The organism is Xanthomonas sp. WCS2018Noco2-27, assembly GCF_031843525.1.
In the GTDB taxonomy this organism is placed as follows: Bacteria; Pseudomonadota; Gammaproteobacteria; order Xanthomonadales; family Xanthomonadaceae; genus Xanthomonas.
Genome location: NZ_JAVTIK010000004.1, coordinates 37,073 through 57,702, shown reverse-complemented (window position 1 = coordinate 57,702; position 20,630 = coordinate 37,073). Strand labels below are relative to the sequence as shown.

At 63.7% G+C, this 20,630-nt stretch carries 9 protein-coding genes and 1 other RNA gene; 2 read left to right on the top strand and 8 right to left on the bottom strand.

Going from position 1 to position 20,630, the window contains the following annotated elements; translation table 11 throughout:
- Positions 1-210 precede the first annotated feature (210 nt).
- The 3 genes from RQH86_RS09320 to RQH86_RS09310 all read right to left on the bottom strand — a co-directional run bounded on the left by RQH86_RS09320 (position 211) and on the right by RQH86_RS09310 (position 9,151).
- Positions 211-1,854 (bottom strand): glycoside hydrolase family 6 protein, encoded by a 1,644-nt coding sequence (locus RQH86_RS09320; RefSeq protein ID WP_311238940.1) that lies wholly within the window; start codon positions 1,852-1,854, stop codon positions 211-213.
- A 748-nt stretch (positions 1,855-2,602) separates the two neighbouring features.
- Complete coding sequence (locus RQH86_RS09315) at positions 2,603-5,539, bottom strand: TonB-dependent receptor (RefSeq protein WP_311238916.1); 2,937 nt, start codon at positions 5,537-5,539, stop codon at positions 2,603-2,605.
- Positions 5,540-5,680: 141 nt separating this feature from the next.
- A complete protein-coding gene (locus RQH86_RS09310; RefSeq protein WP_311238915.1) occupies positions 5,681-9,151 on the bottom strand; it encodes a LamG-like jellyroll fold domain-containing protein in 3,471 nt (1,156 codons plus the stop codon).
- A gap of 217 nt (positions 9,152-9,368) precedes the next feature.
- On the opposite strand from RQH86_RS09310, the gene RQH86_RS09305 reads away from it, so the two are divergent.
- Complete coding sequence (locus tag RQH86_RS09305) at positions 9,369-11,333, top strand: glycoside hydrolase family 97 protein (protein WP_311238914.1); 1,965 nt, start codon at positions 9,369-9,371, stop codon at positions 11,331-11,333.
- A 452-nt stretch (positions 11,334-11,785) separates the two neighbouring features.
- Positions 11,786-13,276 (top strand): neprosin family prolyl endopeptidase, encoded by a 1,491-nt coding sequence (locus tag RQH86_RS09300; protein WP_311238913.1) that lies wholly within the window; start codon positions 11,786-11,788, stop codon positions 13,274-13,276.
- A gap of 273 nt (positions 13,277-13,549) precedes the next feature.
- Here the strand turns inward: RQH86_RS09300 and RQH86_RS09295 are convergent, their stop codons facing one another.
- From RQH86_RS09295 to RQH86_RS09275, 5 genes are all read right to left on the bottom strand, one after another.
- Entirely contained in the window at positions 13,550-15,064 is a 1,515-nt protein-coding gene (locus RQH86_RS09295) for a carboxylesterase family protein (protein ID WP_311238912.1), read from the bottom strand.
- Positions 15,061-15,966, bottom strand: a complete 906-nt coding sequence (locus tag RQH86_RS09290; RefSeq protein WP_311238911.1) for a TrmH family RNA methyltransferase — start codon at positions 15,964-15,966, stop codon at positions 15,061-15,063. The genes RQH86_RS09295 and RQH86_RS09290 overlap by 4 nt, the downstream gene beginning before the upstream one ends.
- Positions 15,963-17,456, bottom strand: a complete 1,494-nt coding sequence (locus tag RQH86_RS09285) for an alanine/glycine:cation symporter family protein (RefSeq protein ID WP_055848793.1) — start codon at positions 17,454-17,456, stop codon at positions 15,963-15,965. The genes RQH86_RS09290 and RQH86_RS09285 overlap by 4 nt, the downstream gene beginning before the upstream one ends.
- A gap of 216 nt (positions 17,457-17,672) precedes the next feature.
- Positions 17,673-17,755: non-coding RNA, sX9 sRNA (locus RQH86_RS09280), on the bottom strand.
- A 68-nt stretch (positions 17,756-17,823) separates the two neighbouring features.
- Positions 17,824-20,499, bottom strand: a complete 2,676-nt coding sequence (locus RQH86_RS09275; RefSeq protein WP_311238910.1) for a M1 family metallopeptidase — start codon at positions 20,497-20,499, stop codon at positions 17,824-17,826.
- Positions 20,500-20,630 lie beyond the last annotated feature (131 nt).

The following is a 20,630-nucleotide window of genomic DNA, read 5'->3' as shown; positions in this document are numbered from 1 at the left end:
GCGCGCACAGATTCCTCACCCTGCAGCAACGCATTGCCGCACTGCACGCTTTGACGCACATGACTTCGCATTTCGCACAAACGACCATGGCGGCCAGATGGCCGCCATGGGTTCAACACATCATCAGGTCACCACAGCGATGCTGTCATCGCGGCCACGCGTGCCGCCCATGACGGGTGGACACCGGCGTACCGGTGTCCACCGCGCACATTACCTGGTCGGCTTGGCACGCACCACAGCCGATGGCGCACTGGTCCCGGCCGCGCTGTTTGCGGTGACCACGTAGTCGTAGTCCGCGCCATTGGCGACGGACTGATCGACATACGAGGCCGCTGCAACATTGGAACCGACCGTGGTGAACGCACCCGCGGCACCTGCGCGACGCAGCACCGTGTAGCTGGTTGCTCCCAGCACCGGCGACCAGCTCAGCTTGACCCGGCTGTCGCCGACGGTGGCGGTGAGGCCGCGCGTTGCGCTCGGTGCCGCAATCGGTGCGAAGGTAGCCACCGCGGTGCTGGCGGTTGCGATCACCGGGTAGGCGTTGTTCACCAGCTCGACGAACTGGTTATGGAACCACGCGCCGGAGATCGGCGCGCCGGCGAGTGAGCCGGTCAACACGCCATCGGCCGTGGTGTAGGTTGGGTCGCACATCCGATCGAAGCCCTTGCCCTCGTTATTCGAAATGAGGGTACTGGAGCCATCGGACTCACCCGGCGGCTTGACCCACGCATACGCATCCAGATGCGGCCCAGGCGCTGCGACGGGGAGCACCCCGATCCCTGCTCCGCTTTGATTGCACCAGTTGCCGCGATGGAGGCGACGATCGATGCGACCGGTATTGACGTACGTATTGATGTCGCTGCCGGACGCGCTGGCAGGACGATTCGGACCGCCCCACCCATTCCGGCCGGTATCGACGATAAAACCGATCGTGCTGGGCCAACCCGCGCCGACAAAACCGTTGTACAGCGCCTGGGTAAAATCGGCCTCGTCGAAATACGGATTCCATTCGTAGTATTTCGACGACTTGATCGGCTGCCCATTCACGCTCAAATCGGGATTGGGCAAATTGGGTTCGTTCAATGGCGTGGTATTGGCGGTATTGGTGACAAAGCCGTCGACGCTTGCCAGCCCGGCGTTCGTTCCCTGGACCACACGGGTATATAGCGAAATCGATGGGCCGCGGTTGCTATCCCAGCCCAACCAACCCGAGTGACCGATATCCAGGTAGTTGTAGGTATTGGGAACGGCATGCAGCTTATTGAGTGCGTACTTGATGCCTTCTTCGTAAATTCCCGTGGAATTGGCCAGCGCGCAACGCATGTCATTCAAATTGGTGACCAGATTAGGCAGGCTATCGGGCTCGATCACATTGACGATGCGGATATCCTTGTATTTCGGATCTGCGAAGATCGCTGCAATGACGTCGATATATTCTTTCTTGTAGCGTTCCAGCGCCGCCGGGGTCAGCGGCAATTCGCCATTGGACGCCAATGCGTGACAATCGCGGCCTGGCAAATCGTAGATGACAAAGCTGGCAGTAATCGGCGTGTTGGCTTTTTTCTGTGCCAGTGCGGCATCCAGATGCCCCCTCAAGCCAAGCCGCCCGGCATTCTGCGATCCGCCGGCAATCGCGGCAATGCGATCCAGCCAGACTGCGGTGGGAACGGCCTTCACCACGCCCATCTTGGCCTTCAGCGGTGCGCCTTTCACCTTCGCAATCGATGCATCGACTTTCTTGGCGTAATCGGGATTCACATAACCGCTCGCGCCGACGAAGGGGTTATCGACATGCACCTGCGCGCAGACGCTGGCGACAAATAACGGATTTAATGCCAACAGCGATAACGCCATCGAGCGCGTGAGGTTATGACGGATGCCCTGACTGGATTTCATGAGATTCACCTTATTTTTATCGGATGGTTTTTATTCGAAAATCAATGAAGCACTGCCTTTTTTGGCCTGCTTTGTTCCTCTTCAGGGCACCCATCAGAGATGTCTAGAGCCACTCAAACACGCTCCGTCGGCGTCCCGCCGAAGAGCATTTGCATGGCATGACGTCAGTAATGTCCACACAAAGACACTCAAGCCAATGGCTCGCTTGTGTCCGAGACATTACCTAAGACCTCGGATTCGTTGGAAGCTAACGCACTCGCATCGATATTCTCGTTGCGACAGTTGCCTCCGTGATTTGCGGAGTATCTCCAGGGAGCGAATGAGCGATCAGCATGGGATGCTGTGCCTGCGAACGGGGTGGTGAGTTCGCCATGCGGAAACTACGCTGCATATCTGGTAGACGCAATCGCCAAACATTGCGTTTGGGCACAGATCCAGATAATGCCCGCACTCATATTTCGACTGCAGGCATTACTACACAAATGTATGTGCCATCACGCACAAAAAAAACGGCCGCATCGCTTCCCGACGATGCAGCCGAATGGGAGGGTGCTCGACGTTGCCGTCGGGCGTCTTACAGCACCGGCATGCCGGTGACGGGAAGAAAGCGAAATGACCGCTTGGAGAGGGACAACAGAAGATCATGTGCGACACGAGGCGGGGGTGCGCCGTGTCGCACATCGAGACATCACATCAGGACATCACATCAAAAGCGCAGACGCAGACCTGCGTAGTAACGACGCTCGAAGATGTTTTGATCGTAGTAGTGGTTGGTCCACTGCGCGTAACGCCGCTCGCTTTCGCCGGTGAGGTTGGTGGCCTGGGCATACAGCGTCAGATGATCGTTGACGTCGTAGCTGAGGGATGCATCCAGATAGCCGACATCGTCGTTCCAGATCGCCAGCTCGTCGCCCCACGCACCGCTGTTGACCTGACTGAAACGCTTGCTGCGCCAGTTGTAGGCCACGCGCGCCTGCAACTTGTCCTTCTGATACCACAGCACCGCGTTGGCCTGATGCTTGGAGTTGTCGCCGATCGGAAGCGTATTGCCTTCGATATCGGTGTTGTCGGTATCGGCATCGGAAAAGGTGTAGTTGATGTTGGTACCGAAACCGCTCAACCAACCCGGCAGAAAATCGAAAGCCTGTTGATAGCCGATTTCGAAGCCCTTGATCTTGCCGCCACCGCCATTGACGATGCGCTCCACCGGGCCGCCAAGCCGCGCCACGCCATCGGCGTCGGGCAACAGTTCGATGTTGGTCACCGTGGTGGGGAACGACTTCACGTCGATCAGGAACGCGCCCACGCTGAGCAACGACGCATCGGAGAAATACCATTCCCACGATGCGTTGTAGTTGGTGGCGCGATACGGATCCAGATCCGGATTACCCGAACGGCCATTGAGGAACAGCACCGCATCGGAAGGCAGCGACGGGTTACGCGGCGGTGTGCCATTGACGGCGTAGAAGCTCACCAGGCCGCGGCCAAGGTCGGGCAGATCCTGACGCGCCACCGCCTTGTTGTAGGCAAAGCGCAGCTTCTGCGCGTCGGTGATATCCAGCGACAGGTTGGCGGTGGGCAACACGTCGGTGTACTGACGATTCAGACGATTGGTACCGATCGCCGGGCTAACGCCGTTCCATTCGACATTGCCGATAAACACATTGCCGCTGCTCAGATACTGATCGATGGCGAGTTTGGTCTGCACGATGCGTGCGCCGATATTGGCCGTCCACGGCACGGCACTGCCGGTACCGCCTTCCAGATTCACCAGAAAATACGCCGCGGTGCTTTTTTCGGTGACCTTGTACGAATCGGCAGCCTGCTGATAGGCCACGTTGCCCGGATACAGGCTATTGAGATAGGCCACCGGGTCCTTCATGACCTGTGGGTTGATCGCCGGCAAGCCTTGGCTGCCCAGGCCGGTGACCTTGAGCGGATCGAAGTCGTTGAAGTATGCCCAGTAGCCGGGGATCGAATTGAACGGCAGCAGGCGCGCTTCGGACACGCCGCTGCAGGTGTCGACAATCAGCGGGTCCTTGAAGTAGTACAGCGAGCGGTTGGGGTCTGCACAGGTAGTCGACACCGGCGACAGGTAGCGATAGGTGTCCAGCTTAACCTCGCGCTCGCCATAGCGAATGCCGAACTGGAAGCCGCGCACCACGCCTTCGTCGAACTCGAAGGTGCCATCGGCGCGGAATGCATCCATCGTGGCTTCGATCTTGTTGCCCTGCGCCCAGGTGGACATCAGCTGCCAGTTGTCCGGGTTGGACACATCGGTGCCGAGGTTGACCGCCGGATAGCTGCCGCGGAAATCCACCGAAGCATCGACCACCGGCAAGCCATTCGCGTTCGCCCATTGGGTGACGCCGCCGGCACGCGTGATCTGATCGCCACGTGTCACCACCGCATCGGCGCGCGCTTCGTCGTAGGTGCGCTGCGCATCGCCATGCACCCAGCGGAACGACGCACGGAACGGTCCGCCGTCATCGAAGCGCAGCTCCAGGTTGGTGTTGAGCGAATCCGAATCGGCGACGCCCGCCATCGAGTGCGCCTGGAAGCGGTTGTAGCGGAACTGGCCGTACTCGAGCACGCCATTGGAATCGACCACCGATCCCGGCTGCAACTGATTGGTTGCCCAGCCGGTGTGCAGCTGCGCGGCCACCGACGTGTCGTGGTCTTCGAGCTTGGTGTAGGCCGCATCGGCCAGCACCGTCCAGGAGTCGTTGATGTTGAACTGGAACGAGCCGTTGACGCCGGTGCGCTGGCGGTCGGTGCTGCGGTTATCCAGTTCGGTGGCGACCCAGTTGTAGAAATAATCGCGTGGCAGGTTGGACGGATCGGTGTTGCTGCCGATGCGGCCGTCGCCGTTGAAGTCGAAGCCTACGTTCTGCTCGGTCGATTTCTGCGCGCCGTTGGAATACACGCTGGGGTGCTTGTTTTCCAGCGTGGCATCCGAGTACGACACCGCCAGCAACGCCCCCCAGCGCTCGGTGCGGAAGCTGGCCAGCCCCGAGTACAACTCGTTGAGTTCCTGCACGCGATCGCCGTAGGACCCTTCGGCCTGGCCGCTGAAGGTCCAGCCTTCGGGCAGATCGAACGGGCGGCGTGTCTTGAGCGACACCGTGCCGCTGATGCCGCCATCCAGATCGGCGGCGGTGGGCGACTTGATCACATCCACGCCGCTGAACAGCGTCGGCGGAATGTCGACAAAATCCGGTTGGGCGCGGCCGATATTCGGTTGACCGAACTGGTCGCCACCGCCGGCGCTCAGATACAGTTCGCCGTTCATCGTGGTCTGCACCTGCGGCATGCCGCGGATGTTGAGCTGCGAGCCCTCGCCGGCCGAACGCCGGATCTGCACGCCGGGCACACGCTGCAGCGAATCGGTGATGGTCACGTCAGGCAGCTTGCCGATATCTTCGGCCGAGATCGAGTCGATGATCTGCGCGGCGGTGCGCTTGTTTTCGATGGCTTCGGCCTGCGCGCCGCGCACGCCCTTGACCATGACCTTGTCCAACTCGGTGACGCCGGCGGTGCTACCGGCTTCCTGCGCTGCGGCAGTTGCCGCGACCAAAGTGAGTGCAGCCGCCAGCGCGGCGGCCAGCGGGGTGTGACGCGTACTGCGATGCAGCTTGTTCATAGTCCCCTCCCAGGGATGACGACAATCCACGAGCGTTTCGAATGGCAATGCCGGGGGGCACTGCAGTGTTGGAAGACGCGCCGATCGGCGGGTCAGTGCAGACGCCGTGCACGTGCACGGCGTGGCAACGTGCTGGCGCTGCTACGGAAGCCCGTTGGCAGCGCCGGTTGATGGTTCGACATTCCAGCCACGCATTTGCAGCGTGGCGTTGCGCAAGGTGTCCGCAGACGGGCCACGGATTTCCACCTCGCGCTGCTCGCCCGGCACCAGGCTCAGGTAGTTGTCGCTGTAGTACGCCGGCAGGATGCGTTGGCCTTGCGCATCCACCAGGGTCAACTTGGTGTTGAGTGCCACCTGTTGCGATGCATTGCGCACGCTGGCGCGCAACACCGGCTCGGCCGCGTCGCGTACTTGCGTAGTGAGCTGCACCGGCACCTTGGCCAGCGCATCCAGCCCGCGCATGGCGGCAGCATCGCGCGCCACCCAATAGAAGTTGCGCGAGCGCACCACCGCGTCACGATCGAGCAATTGCAGGCGCACAAACCCCAGGCCATTGGTGTCCTTGAGCAACGGTGCCAATTGCAGCACCGGCGCAGAGACTGCAACTGCGGCCGCATCCACTGCCTGTTCGCGCTGCTGCAGCAGTTTGCCGTCGCTGCCGTAGACCTCTGCACGCACGCGCAAGCCGCGCACCGGCTCGGCCGCGTTGTTGACCACCACTACCTCGTGACCAGGCAGATTCATCTGCACATGCAAGGTTTCCGCGGCATTGCGCACGCCGTAGTAGGCGGCATGGGTGTCGTAATCGTGGCTATAGATTTGCCATATGTTGCTGGGCCACGCCGGGTGACTCATCCACAACAGGCGCCCACTGTTCTTGGTCCACAGCTGCGCATTGAAGCCTTCGAAGACCGCGCGGTGGGTGTCGTAGTTGAGCAGCTGCGCCTTGCGTTCGAAATCCTCCAGGCTGGTCGGCGCGCCCAGCTTGTCGGTCAGCGACCGCATGAAACTTGCGGTGTCGCCATTACCGGACTGATGCCAGTCGTGATACGCCCAGGCATCGCTGATCGGCCACTGGTCGCCGACTGCAGGCACCGACGCCTTGAACGACTCCAACGTGGAGAACGACGGCGTGCCCACTTCCACCGAAAAGCCCTGCGCCAACGCAGTGAAGTAGGCCACCGGCTCGCGATAGTTGTACGGCCCGCTGCCCTGCAGATTCACCTCGTTGGAGCTGCCGGTATACCAGCGCGTGCCATCGAGGTCGGCAACCAGTTTGTCCAAGCCTTCGTTGAGGATGGGCGCAGGCACGCCCTCATTGCGTCCGAACCACAACACGATGGACGGATGATTGCGGAAACGTTTGATCACCTCTGCGGCGTTGTCCAGGAACAGGGCCGCATCGGCCGGCTCCATGTTGTAGTTCTGGGTGGACTGCCAGAAGTCGTTGAGCACCAACATGCCGTATTCGTCGGCCAGATCGAAAAAGCTGGCTTCGGTGTTCTGCCCCACCCAATTGCGCACCACGTTGAAATGCGCGTCGCGTTGCAGGCGGAAGTACGGCTCCAGCCGCTCGCGCGAGACGCGCTTGCGCCAGTCGTCCATACCCCAGTTACCGCCCTTGACTGCAATACGCACCCCGTTGATGCGCAGCACCAGATGCGGCGCCAGCGTGGTGTCTTGCAGTTGCTGCACTGCCGGCGAAGCCAGTGCGCCCGGATACAACGATTGCGCCTTGCCGCCCGGTACCGCGCGGATCGCCTCATGCCGTATATCGACGATGCGCTCGCCACGTTGGCGTGCCTGGTTGAGATCGACAAGCACCCGGCGCAGCGCGCCGTCTTCGTCGAACAGGGACAGTTCGTAGGTCACCTCGCGAATGCCGAAGCGCAGCTGCTGCGCATCCGATGGCGCACCGGCCACATCGACGCCAACCTGCAGCGAATACAGCGCCGGCTCACCATAACCGTTGGGCCACCACAAGCGCGGGTTGGCGATGACCAGCTGCGGCGTGTCGGCCGCAGTGAACGTGAGCGTGCTGCCGCCAGCGGGCACGTTGACCTGGCGCTGGATGCGCACATCGCCGATGGCCAACTGCACATTGCCTTGCACGGTAGCGCCACTCTCGTTGCGCAGCGGCACAGTGACTTCGAGTTCGGCACGACGATGATCCGGCGCCAGGCGCGCCGTCACTACCTGGGTGTCGCCGATGGTCACCGGCCCGCTGGCGTGCAGTTGCACGTCCTGCCACAGACCAGCATTGCGATCGCGCACCGCAGGAATCCAGTCCCAGCCCTCACTGGCAATGAACGTGGGACCGTCCAGCGCCTGCATACCGCCGTTTTCGCCAACGCCCGCAGTCATCGATTGCTCATGCGCAATGCCCGGATGCGGCGGCGGCGAGACACGCACCGCAATGACATTGCGGCCGGCTCTGAGCTGCTTGCTGACATCGAAGCGACCGCGTGCAAATGCACCGCGGGTGCGCCCGACCTGGGTGCCGTTGACCCAGATTTCGCCGGCATAGTTGATGCCGTTGAACAGCAACTCCAGCCGCTTGCCTTGCGCGGCTGCAGGCAGATCGAAACTGCTGCGGTACCACCAGTCGTGCCGGCTCAGCGATTCGGGAATGGCCATGTTATTGAGGCCGATATCCGGGTCCGGATACACGCCGCGATCGACCAGCGTGGTGAGCACCGTGCCCGGCACCGTCGCAACACGCCAGGCCGCATTGCCGGCGTCCGTATCACTGTGCGACAGCGTCGCACCCGTTGCCTGCCCAAGCTGCGGCGCAGCGGCCAACTGCCACGCACCGACGCGCCAGGCTGCATCGTCCAGCGGCTGCAATGCAGGCGCGGCCGGCGCCGGCTTGGCAACCGGTGCAGAAAACCCAGCGGTGCTGCGCGGCAAGGTGGATGCGGCCTGCGGCGCCAACTGGCCGGCCATCTGCTTGACCTGCACCGGCCATGCCGGCGATGCATCTTCAAACCGTTGCAGCGCCGGGTCGGGCGCGTGCGCTGCAAGCTGCGCAATGGCCGCTGTCTCCAACGCGCCAGATCGCGCGACGAAGTCGGCAATCTCACCACCGAAGTGCTGCGTGTACGCCGCAGGTTGCTCGCGCGGGCCAAACATCAGCATCGGCGCAGCCACCACTTGACGCACTGCACCACTGGCGACCTTTCGCCCGTTGGCATACAGCGTCAAACGGCCACCTTGTGCCACCGCAGTCACCTGCGTCCACGTGCCTAAAGACAGCGCCTGCTTGCTGCGCAGCACGGTGTCGGCGCCCTGCACAAAGCCAAGCATGCCGTTGTCGATCGCAAAGTAACGGCCCGCACCACGCGGATCGCCAATGCCGGCAATCAACGCTGCACCGGTCATTGCACGCGATGGGCGCACCCAGCCCGACATGCTCCAGTCCGCGTTGGCGGCGAGCAATGGCGTATCGGCGGCAAACTTCTTTGCCAACCCCATCCCGCCCGCAAGCACGCGGACATCGTAAGGACCTGGCGGAGCCATCTCGGCAGGGGCAGCCTCCACTGCGGTCCAACCGATGCACCCACACAACAGCCACAGCGCTCCACGGCGGAACGCCTTGCGAACCATCAGCATTAGAGGCCTCTCCCAAGCTCTACTGCCACACAACGGTGCACACCACATCTGTGCAACCGGCATACATCCAATCGACGTAGCGCAGTTGTATCCGGTGATGCCGCCCGTGGCTGCCGCCCCTGTTTCAGCGACCATGGTGCGAGGTAACGTTACCCCAAGGCGATATCGACGACAACACTTTCTGCGTTAGGGTTGGCGTTCCCAGGAGGAGGGACTTATGCGAAACCTGATCCAGTCCGCACTACCGGCGGCATGCGCATTGCTGTGTGTGATCGCAACGCCAGCAACCGCGCAGAGCCTGCGTGTGCAATCGCCCGATGCACGTACCGAAGTGGAATTCACGCTACGCGACGGTGGCGTCCCCAGCTATCGTGTGCTGTACCGCAACACGTTGGTGCTCGACGACGCACCGCTCGGACTGGATCTTGGCAAGGCCGGCAAACTCGGCCGCAACATGACCGTGCAGGGCAGCAGCACCGACACGCACGACAGCACGTTTACGTTACCGGTTGGCAAGACCCAACAGGTGCGCGATCACTATCATCAATTGCGCGTGCAGTTGACCGATCAACAACAACGCCGACTCACCGTGGAACTGCGCGCGTACGACGATGGCGTGGCGCTGCGCTACGTGTTGCCCGATGCCGGCGAGGTACGCATCCGCGACGAACTCACCAGCTTTGCGTTTCCGCGCGACTACCCATGCTGGACCTTGAACCTGGGCCGGTTCGGAACCAGCCACGAGGGCGAGTACGACGCTATCGCCGCGTCCAAATTGCGCCCGCACAACTTGCTTGAGTTACCGCTGGTGTGCCAGATCGATGCACGCGGCACCACGCTGGCGATCGGCGAGGCGAATCTGCGCGACTACGCAGGCCTGTATCTCACCGGCCGCGCCGATGGTGGACTGGGCGTGTCGGCAAAGTTGTCGCCGCGCCTGGACGAACCGAAGATGGCGGTCACGTTCGACGCGAAGGGACGCGATTTCGCAACACCGTGGCGCGTGATCATGCTGGGCGACAGCCCGGCGAGCCTGATCGAATCCAATCTGATTTCTGCGCTCAACCCGCCGCCGGCCTTCGATGCGCGCTGGGTGCGCGCGGGCAAATCGGCGTGGGATTGGTGGTCGGGCAACCTTGCCGGCGGGGTGGAACATCCTGGCATGAATACCGCCACGATCCAACGTTACATCGATCACGCGCAGCAGTTGAAGCTGCAATACATGTTGATCGACGACGGCTGGTACTACGGCAGCACCGGCGACGGGCAATACAACAGCGATGCCGATATCCGGCGCCCCGTAGAGCAACTCGACCTGCAGGGTCTGGTGACCTATGCACGCAAGCGCGATGTCGGGTTGTGGTTATGGGCGCACTGGCGTGCACTCGATGCGCACATGGACGAAGCGCTGGCGTGGTACCAGCAACTCGGCATCAAGGGCATCAAGGTCGACTTCATGGACCGCGACGACCAGCAGATGGTGGACTTCTATCACCGCCTGCTGAGCAAGGCCGCCGAACACAAACTGCTGGTGGACCTGCATGGTGCGTATCACCCGACCGGCCTGACCCGCACCTATCCCAATTATCTGACGCAAGAAGGCGTGCTCGGCGCCGAGTACAACAAGTGGACCACGCGCATCACCGCCACGCATAACCTGACGCTGCCGTTTACCCGCATGTTGCTCGGGCCGATGGACTACACGCCGGGCGGCTTTCGCAATGTGCGCCCGGCCGAATTCAAGATGCAGCACATCGCACCGCAAGTGATGACCACACGTGCGCAGCAGCTGGCGATGTATGTGGTGTATGAGAGCCCGTTCGCAGTGGTGGCAGATAGCCCCGAGCAATACGAAAACGTGCCCGCAGCGCAGTTTCTGCGCGATGTCCCGGCAAGCTGGGACGAAACACGCGCACTGGAAGGTGCGATCGGCGAGCACATCGCGCTGGCACGACGCAGCGGCAAGGACTGGTACGTCGGTGCGATGACCAACGAGCAAGCGCGCACTTTGCGCTTGCCGTTGTCGTTCCTGGGCAAGGGCAGCTGGACCGCAACGATCTACGCCGACGGCCAGGCGCCGACCGAGGTCCGCATCGAGACCCGCAAGCTCACCCGTGACGACAGCCTGCAACTGGAACTGGCTGCAAGCGGCGGCGCAGCGGTGCGGCTGCAGAAGAAATAAGCGCAGCGCTCGGGGCGCGATGCAACACACCCCCTCTCTCATCTTGAGAGGGGGTGAGTGAGGATACGACGATGCTGTGCAGCGACGATTCCCGCAGGTGCGCTCGACCTGTGGGATGACAGATCGATAGCAGCCGGGCATTGCTGCAACACCACAGCTCCATACCCGTGACCGTGACCGTGGGCACTGTTGCGCAGCGGCACTGCACCGCACATCGCCAAGTACATGTTTGTACCGGACATCCGCTTAGCGCATTGCGCTTGGCGTGTGCCTGGCGTCACGCAATCAATATCTTCGAATACTTTTGCAAAGCATACGTTTTAGGATGCGCGCACCTTCACCGCAGGTGTGCGTTGCCAGCTATTTCCCGGCTCGCCCTGTGACGTGATGGCGCGGCCTGCATGGTTCGCCGCATGCGGGGCCGTTTCATTCCGGCGCCAGGAAATACTCCCATGACGTTTCGTTCCAAGCGACCGATGTCGATCGGCCGCGCCGTTGTCGCGCTTGCCATTTGCACAGCAGCGCCCGCGAGCCTTGCAGGCACCTTGCTATCGCCCTCCATCTCGGCTGCAGATGATCAACGTATCGATGCGCTGATGCCGCCGCTGCTGCGCACACCTGCCACCGCACGTGTTGCGCCCGAGCAGCGTGCCGGCATGCAGCACAGCACTGCTGCGGTATCGCGTGCATTTCCGTTGGTCACGCAGGAATTCAAGCAATTTTTGGATGCGCAGGCACAGCGCAGCTACGCCACACGCGAGGTCACTGCCAAGGTCCGCGACCCAGCGGCCTTCGCGCAGATGCAGCGTTATCTGTTCAATCGCTACAACGGCCTGACCGTGCTGCGCAGCGTGCATCAGCGCGGCAAGGTGTTCGACTGCATTCCGCTCGCGCAGCAGCCCGCGTTGCGTGATGGCGGCGCGCTTGCCATGCCGCCCAGCATTGCCGCCGGTGTCAGCAGCAGCGCTCCACTCGATGCGGCGCAACGCTGCGACGCTGGCAGTGTGCCGTTGCAGCGTATTGGCCTGGCTGACATGAGCCAACACGCAACGCTGCGGGCGTTCTTGCGCGGCACCACACCGCAGGCGACGGCACCCGACCGCCCCACTCTGCTACCCGCCGCGCAGGATGCCGCGTCGGTGGTGCATTACTACTCCACCATTTACCTGGACACCGCCGGCTCGCCAGTGACCGGCGCCGGTGCCGATCTCAACACCTGGGTGCCGGCCGTGCGCGCCAACGATGCGCAGTCGATCAGCCAGATCTGGCTGGCTGGGTACACGGCGCAACGGCAGATCCAGACCCTGGAAGCCGGTTGGCAAACCCAACCTGGCGCAGGCTGGGGCAACACCCCGATCCTGTTTATCTATTCCACGCAGGACGGCTATATCAACACCGGTTGCCATAACCTGGATTGCGCCGACTTCGTGCAGACCAGCACGGCGAATGTGCTCGGCGCAGCGCCTGCCGGCGGCTTCAGCACGGCGGGCGGCAAGCAGGCCATGTTGCATGTGGAATTCCAACGCAATGCCGACGGCTATTGGTGGTTCGGCTTGAATGGCGAATGGATCGGCTACTACAAGGCCGAGCTGTATGCCGGCGACATTGCCGAAGGCAGCGCCAACATCTTCATCTCGGCCGGTGGCGAAATTTCCACCTGGGATGGTCGCCCCAGCACACCAATGGGCAGCGGGCGGTTCGCATCAGCAGGCTACCGGCAGGCCGCGTTCCAGGCCAACCACTTTTATCGCGATGCGGCCATGGCCACCTGGCCTGCACAACGGTTGTCATCGATGAGTGTGGAGCAGCCGTCGTGCTACACGTTGGCGATTGCCGGCTACAGCTATCCGTATGCGTTGGGAGCCGGCGTCTCCCGCACCAGCCTGTCGCCGGAGATGCAGAACGGCGGCATCTACTTCGGCGGGCCGGGCTGCGCCCGCTGAGTCGCTGCGAACGCGCGCACTGCTGCAGCGCGCGCGTTCGCTTGTTGGCCACGACACGAACCCGCACGCAGTTGCGCAGTTGTGCGGTGCATGCTGAAACGTCAGAACTGCCAGCACCACTGCAGCGTGCGGCCAAGTGGTGGTGGTTTATCGGCCCGCCCAATGCAGAATACTCACCACGGCAGGCGCGCCCACGCTGTCTGGTGGTCCTTGCAAGCGACACACAGCCAGCAAGGACTCACCACGCCACTCGCCATGGCAATGGACGCCGGCTTACGGCAAATCCACGCCTGCGCACACGGCCGGGCGCGCGTCCTTGATCTGCTGCACGCCGCGCGCATCGAACTGCAGCGCCGCATGTTTCGGCGCAAATGCCGGCCATGCAGGCAAGCCCTTGGCGTTGGGATTCCCTCGCTGCACGAATGCCGCCCAATATTTTTGCAGGCTCACCGCTGGCTGGCCGATGGGCAGGTTCTTGAACAGGAACGGCAGTTCGGCGCTGTGGGTCACCTGCCCACCCGGCGCTGCGGTGTCGAACACGTAATGCCACACCGGCACGCCGAGCGCGGCCTGGCGCTGCGCCACAGTCACCGCCGGGCAGCGGAAAGTGAGATCGGTGGACAACTGCATCGCGGCATTGCCCTGGCGCTCGGCACGTTGCGCTGCATGCTTACGTTGCGCCTGCAACACCGCCTCGGCGCGGTCGGGATAATCGCGACGCAGACGCGCCTGTGCGCCCTGGTCGCCGCCGTAGGTGAGCTCCTGCACTACATAGCCGATCAACAGCGGCACCTTGGCCTGTGCGCCACTGGCCAGCAGCTCGGCCGGGGCGCGCGGCAGCACGCGGCCATCGACAACGGCTTGCAACCAGATGTAGCCATCGTCATCCAACGCTGGCACATCCACGCCCTGCCCGGCCTTGAGCAACTGCTTCACCGGTAACGCGCGTAATTGGCTCAGGCGCGTTGCGGCATCGTCGATACCTGCACGTTTGGCGATGGCAACGCCCAACGCGCGATTGTCTTCCAGGCTGCGCGCCGGCAGCCCGAAACCGGCGGTGCCGCTTTGTTCGATCGCTGCAGAAAACAGCCCGCGCGCGAGTGGGCTGAGCATCAGCAAGCCCACATCCTGGCCACCGGCCGACTGCCCGGCGATGGTGACCCGCGCAGGGTCGCCGCCGAACTGCGCGATGTTGTCGCGCACCCAGCGCAGCGCGGCGATCTGGTCGAGCAATGCGTAGTTACCGGCCGCTTGGTTGTCGCCATCGCGCAGTTCCGGCAGCGACAGGAAGCCCAACGCGCCCAGCCGGTACTGCAGCGTCACCACCAGCATGTTCTGCGCGACAAGATTGGTGGGCAGATGCCCATCTGCACCGCCGGCGACATTGGCGCCGCCATGGATCCACACAAACACCGGCAACGGGGTTGCCGGCTTCAGCGTGGGTGTCTGCACTTCGACGTAGAGGCAGTCTTCGCTGCCGCGCCTGGCCATCGCATCGTTCCAGCCCAGCGCGGGCTGCACGCACGGTGTGGCCGCCTGGGTGGCGTCACGCACCTGCGTCCATGCGGCAACCGGTTGCGGCGGGCGCCAGCGCAATGCGCCCAGCGGCGGCGCCGCGAAGGGGATGCCACGAAACACCGCACTGCCGTCGGCCTGCCATTGCCCACGCACTACACCGTGATCGGTGCGCGCTTCCGGCGGCGTCGCAGGAAGCGTAGACGCGGCAGCAAACGCGCTGCCGCTCAGTGTGCAGAGGGCAGCAAGCAACCAGGCCGATGGACGCATCACAGCGCTCCGGTGTCGACGCGGGCGCGCCAGGCCGCCTGAAACACGGCGGTGGCCGACGCCACATTGAGGCTTTCGACCTTGCCGCTGCCACGGATGGATAACTGCAGATCGCACTCGCGTGCGAACTGGCGATCCATGCCTGCGCTTTCCGCACCCATCACATACACCAGACGCTGCGGCAACGCGGCGGCGAAGACATCGTGCCCACCGTCGACCAGCGTGGCCGCGATCGCGAAGCCGGCCTGGCGCAGCTGCGTCATCGCCACAGCGGTCTCGGGCAATTGCACCAGCGGCACGGCTTCGGCACCGCCTTCGGCAACGCGCGCGGCGGCGCCGGACAGGCCCAGCGTGGAGCCGGCCGACAGCAGCAAACCGGCAACGCCGAAATGTGCCGACGAGCGCAAGATCGCACCGAAGTTATGCGGGTTGCCCACGCCATCCAGCCACAGCGCCAGCACCGGGCCATGCGGCAATGCCGCCAGCCACTCCTGCAAGGGCTGCGGCGATACCCGCAACACCTCGGCCACGATGCCTTCGTGATGCGTACTGGCCGCCAGCTTGGTGAGGTCGGCCTCCTCCACCACGCGGTAACCGATGCGCTGGGTGACGCACCAGGCCAGCAAGGCCTTGAACTGCGGAATGCGCGCCTCGGTCAGGTAGAGCTTGCGCAGCGCCTGCGGACGCGCGTCGAACACCGCCTGGATGGCATTGATGCCGTACAGACGCAGCTCGCGCGCGGTGTTGGCGTTGGCGGCGGCTGGTGCGGCGGCGGCGGTGCGTGCCGCAGGCGCAGCCGGTGCCGGCGCACGTGGCGCCGCACGGCCCCAAGGGTTGAGCGGCGCAGCGCCGCTGCCGGTGTTGTCGCGTGGCGGCCGTGAGCCACGTCCATCATGCTGTTTCATCGTTGTGTCCAGAAATCCGCGTTCTTGATGCCGAGCGACACCGGATCGAAGACCGGATCCAGCCCCTGGCGTTTTTGCCGTTCGTAATCCTTCAAGGCCAGCATGGCCGGCTTGTGCAGGATCAGGATGGCGATGATGTTGAGCCAGGCCATGACGCCGACGCCGATGTCGCCCAGCGCCCAGGCCAGCTGCGCATTGTGGAACGCGCCGAAGATCACCATGCCCATGATGCCCAGGCGCAGCAGCAGCACGGTGAGCGGTCGGCGGCGGCTGCCATTGATGTAGCTCAGGTTGGTTTCGGCCATGTAGTAATAGGCCATGATGGTGGTGAAGGCGAAGAAGAACAGCGCCACCGCCACAAAGCCCGCGCCCCAGCCCGGTAGCACCGATTCCACCGCCGCCTGCGCATAACCGGGGCCTTCTTCCACCCCGATCAGGCCGGCGTACAGGCCCGGCTTGGCACCGTCGGGCGCGTACACGTTGTACTTGCCGGTGGTGAGGATCAGGAACGCGGTGGCGGTGCACACCATCATGGTGTCGAAGTAGATCGCAAACGCCTGCACGTAGCCCTGCTTGGCCGGATGCGACACCTCTGCCGCTGCCGCTGCATGCGGCCCGGTGCCCTGCCCGGCTTCGTTGGCGTAGATGCCGCGCTTGACGCCCCATTCCACCGCCAGCCCCAGCAAGGCGCCGAACGCGGCATGGCTACCGAACGCACTGCTGAAGATGGTGACGAACATGTCCGGCACGCGCTCGGCGTTGAGCACCATGATGACCAGCGCCATCAGGATGTAGCCCATCGCCATGAACGGCACCACGATTTCGGCGAAGTTGGCGATGCGCTTGACGCCGCCGAAGATGATCACCGCCAGCATGCATGCCACCAGGATGCCGATGCCCAGCTTGGCCGCATCGCGCATTGGCAGGCCCATCCACTGCCCGTCCATCGCACCGCACAGGCTGGTGCCCCGGCAGGCGTTGATGGCGCTGTCGGCAATCGCATTGGCCTGGACGCCCGGCATCAGAAAGCCGGTGGCGATGATGGTGGCCACCGCGAAGGTGAGCGCGTACCACTTCAGACCCATCGCCTTTTCGATGTAGTACGCCGGGCCGCCGCGATAGCGGCCATCGGCATCCTTGATCTTGTAGATCTGCGCCAGCGTGGATTCCACGTAGGACGTGGACGCACCGAGAAAGCCCATCACCCACATCCAGAAGATCGCGCCCGGCCCACCGAAGGCGATGGCGGTGGCGACGCCAGCGATGTTGCCGATGCCGATACGCCCCGCCATCGACATCGCCAATGCCTGGAACGAGGACACCCCGGCATCGGACTTCTGCCCGCCCACGGTGAGGCGAATCATTTCCACGAACCCGCGTACCTGCATGAAACGGGTGCGGATGGTGAAGTAAACGCCTGCGCCCAGGCACATGAAAATCAGTGCCTTGCTCCAGACGATGCCGTTGATGCCATTGATGAGTGCTTCCACGCAATCTCCCCGAGTGCTGGATCGTGAACCCCAGCGCCGTGGGGAGTGGGTCGATTCTGGCCGAAAGCGCCGCTCGATGCGACGTGCATGCGAGTTGCGCCGTCAGCGCGCGACAACGTGCCGGCTGCGCATGTGCGAATCGTGCGCACCATCGTGGGGCATCGGCGCTGCACGCCGCATGCCCTGTGCAACGACGCCAGTGGTGTGCGCGAGCTTGGCCGAGACCGGATGCACGTCGCGAGCGGTCATCGGATAGCGGTGGACGGTGCGCTCAGAACCGGCGTGTGCGCAGGGCACATGCCGGTTCCGAGCAACGACCGCAGCCGCCTGGCGGCCGCGCAGTCGCGTTGCTGGCCGCTTCTGGAGCTCAGCGCTTGGCGGTCTGCGCCTGCTTGAGCGCGGCGCACAAGCGGATGGTTTCGCCGGTCTGCGCCAGGCCGCGGTCGGCGCCGCTGAGTTTGGCCAGGCGCGGCTGGAAGAAGGCATCCAGGCGGTCGGCCTCTTCCACGCTGCAGCCACCGGATGCGCCAAGCGCCGGCAGACCGCCGCCGTCGAACGACCCGCTGCGCTGCACGATGCGGTCGAAGTTGGCGGTGAACCACGGCCACATCGACGCATGCGAACCCTCGTAGCTGTTCCCACGCGTCAGCATGCTCTTCATCTCGCCGACCTTGATGGCATCGGTCAACGCAAAATCGCGCACCTGCTTGAGCAACGCCGGGTCCTGCACCGCGCCCAGTGCAGCGATCATGGCGTTGCGCTGTGCGGGGTCGGCGTGCGTGCGCAACGCCTCGATCAGGGTCTGCACCGCGGGGGCGCCGCGTTCCTGCGCGGTGACCGCCAGCACGGTGCCGAGCAGATCCGGGTTGGCCGCAGAAAAGTCCAGCGCCCCGTTGCCACCGGCCAGCACCGCATCGCCCTGGGCAAGCAACGCCTTGCGCACTTCCGCGTTCTGCAGACGTAACCCAAACAGCCCGGCCAGCGACGACCGCAGCGCGGTGTCGTCGACCGATTCGCCGCTACGCCGTACGTAACCCAGCTGGCGCAGACGCGGCAGATACGCCTGTTCGGCGGCCTTGCGCAACGCGCCACGCTGCGCCTCGGTGCTGGCCTGGTAGCGCCAGATCCACCCGAAGCGATCCACCAGCGCGGTCGAGACATCGGCCGATGCGGACGGTGCCAGCTGCTTGAGCGCCATCAACACCGCATCGCTGTCGGCATCGCCGTGGCGGTAGGCCGCATCGATGGCATCGGCGTAGGCCAACTGCTCGTTATCGTCGAGCTGAGCAACCTGCTTGCCGAGTGCGGCCAGCTGCTTCTTCGGCAGGCTGAAACGGTAATAGCCGGCGCCATGCGCGTTCGGGAACACCCAGGTGTTCTTGCCGGCGCCGTCCAGCAGGATGCTGCCGCTGCCGTCTTCCAGCAGCTGGCAGGCGGTACCGACCTGGTTCTTGCCCTTGCCGTACTTCACGCACACCGGCACGCCCCACTGCTGCGCGGTGGAGCCGGTCGAACCCAGCGGCAAATACCGCTGCTGCTGCAGCTTGACCACAGTCTTGCCGCCTTCGCGCGCCACCTGGGTCTGCAAGTACGGCACACCCGGCTGATTCAAGAAGCTGCGGAATGCCGCCTTGAAGTCTTCGCCCTTGCCGGCGGCTTCGGCGATCGCATCGACCAGATCGTCGGCGGTGGCGCTGCCGAACTGATGCTTGGCGATGTAGGCGCGCATGCCTTCGCGGAACACGTCCTCGCCAACGAAGGCTTCGAACATCGCCAGCACCGCCGCACCCTTCTGATAGGTGATGCCGTCGAAGGCAGTTTCGATATCGCCGTTACCGGTGATCGGCTGGCGGATCTTGCGTGCGCTGACCAGGCTGTCGTTATTCATCGCGTATTGCGCGCCGCCGATGCGATCCAGGTTGGCGTGATATTCCGGGTGCAGCTGCATGGTGATTTTCTGCTGCATCCAGGTGGCGAAGGCTTCGTTGAGCCACAGGTCGTCCCACCATTCCATGGTCACGGTGTCGCCGGTCCACTGATGCGCCAGCTCGTGCGCGTTGGTGTTGAAAGAGCGCTGCACGTTTTCGGCCGGCGAATCCTTGTCCAGCAACAGCAACCAGTCGCGGAAGGTGACAAACCCGGGGTTTTCCATCGCGCCGGCGCTGAAATCCGGGGCGGCGACCAGATCGAGTTTGTCGAACGGATAACCGAAGGCGTAGTAGTCCTCCAGCGCGGCGATGATCGCCGGGGTCTGGTCCAGCGCCGGGGTGATGCGCGGGCCCTGGCCCTGGGCGGCGATGCCGCGCAGCGGCGTGGCGTTGGGGCGCTGCGGAGTGGCCGGCATGGGCGGCACGTCCACCACATCCCACGGGCCGGCGGCGTAGGCGACCAGGTAGGTCGGCAACGGCACGGTCGGCGCAAAGGTCACCGTCTTCCAGCCCTTGCCCGCCGGCTTGGTCGAGGTGGCGATGGTATTGGCCAGCGCCTGATCGTCGCTGGGCACGGTCAGGCTCAGGTCGAACGGGGTCTTGAAGGCCGGCTCATCGAAGCCCGGGAACGCGTAGCGCGCACTGATCGGCTCCATCTGCGTCATCGCATACGCCTTGCCCTGGTATTTCACCTGATACAGGCCCTGCAGCTGCTGGTTAAGCGGCGCGCTGTAGGTGATCTCCACGGTGAGCGTCTGCGGCTTGAGCGTGCGCCCGAACTCCAGGCGAACCACACCGGTCTGCGCATCGGCATCCACATAGCGCGCGGTGAGCGCCTTGCCCTTGGCCGGCTTGACCGTGGCCTTGCTGACCTTCAGCTCCTTGCCGTGCAGCCACAGATGGTCGGATGCCTGTTTGAGCTGCACGCGGATGGTGGTGCGGCCACTGAACTGCGCCTGCTCGGGGTCAACCTTGATCGCCAGGCTGTAGCGCTCGGGCACCGCCCAGGTCGGCAATCGGCCATTGGGTACCGGCTCGCCGGACGTCTGCGCGAGTGCGTTACCGCAGCACAGCGCAAGGAGGGAAGGAGCAAGCAGGCAGGCAAGACGACGCATGGGCAATTCCGGTCAGGGTAACCGCCGAAGTCGACCACAGCCGGGGATGACTGTCATGTGACCTTAGTCACTGCACCAGCGCAGCGAAGGCTGTCGATGCCGACGCTGGCGGCTGCGATAAACGCAGTGGC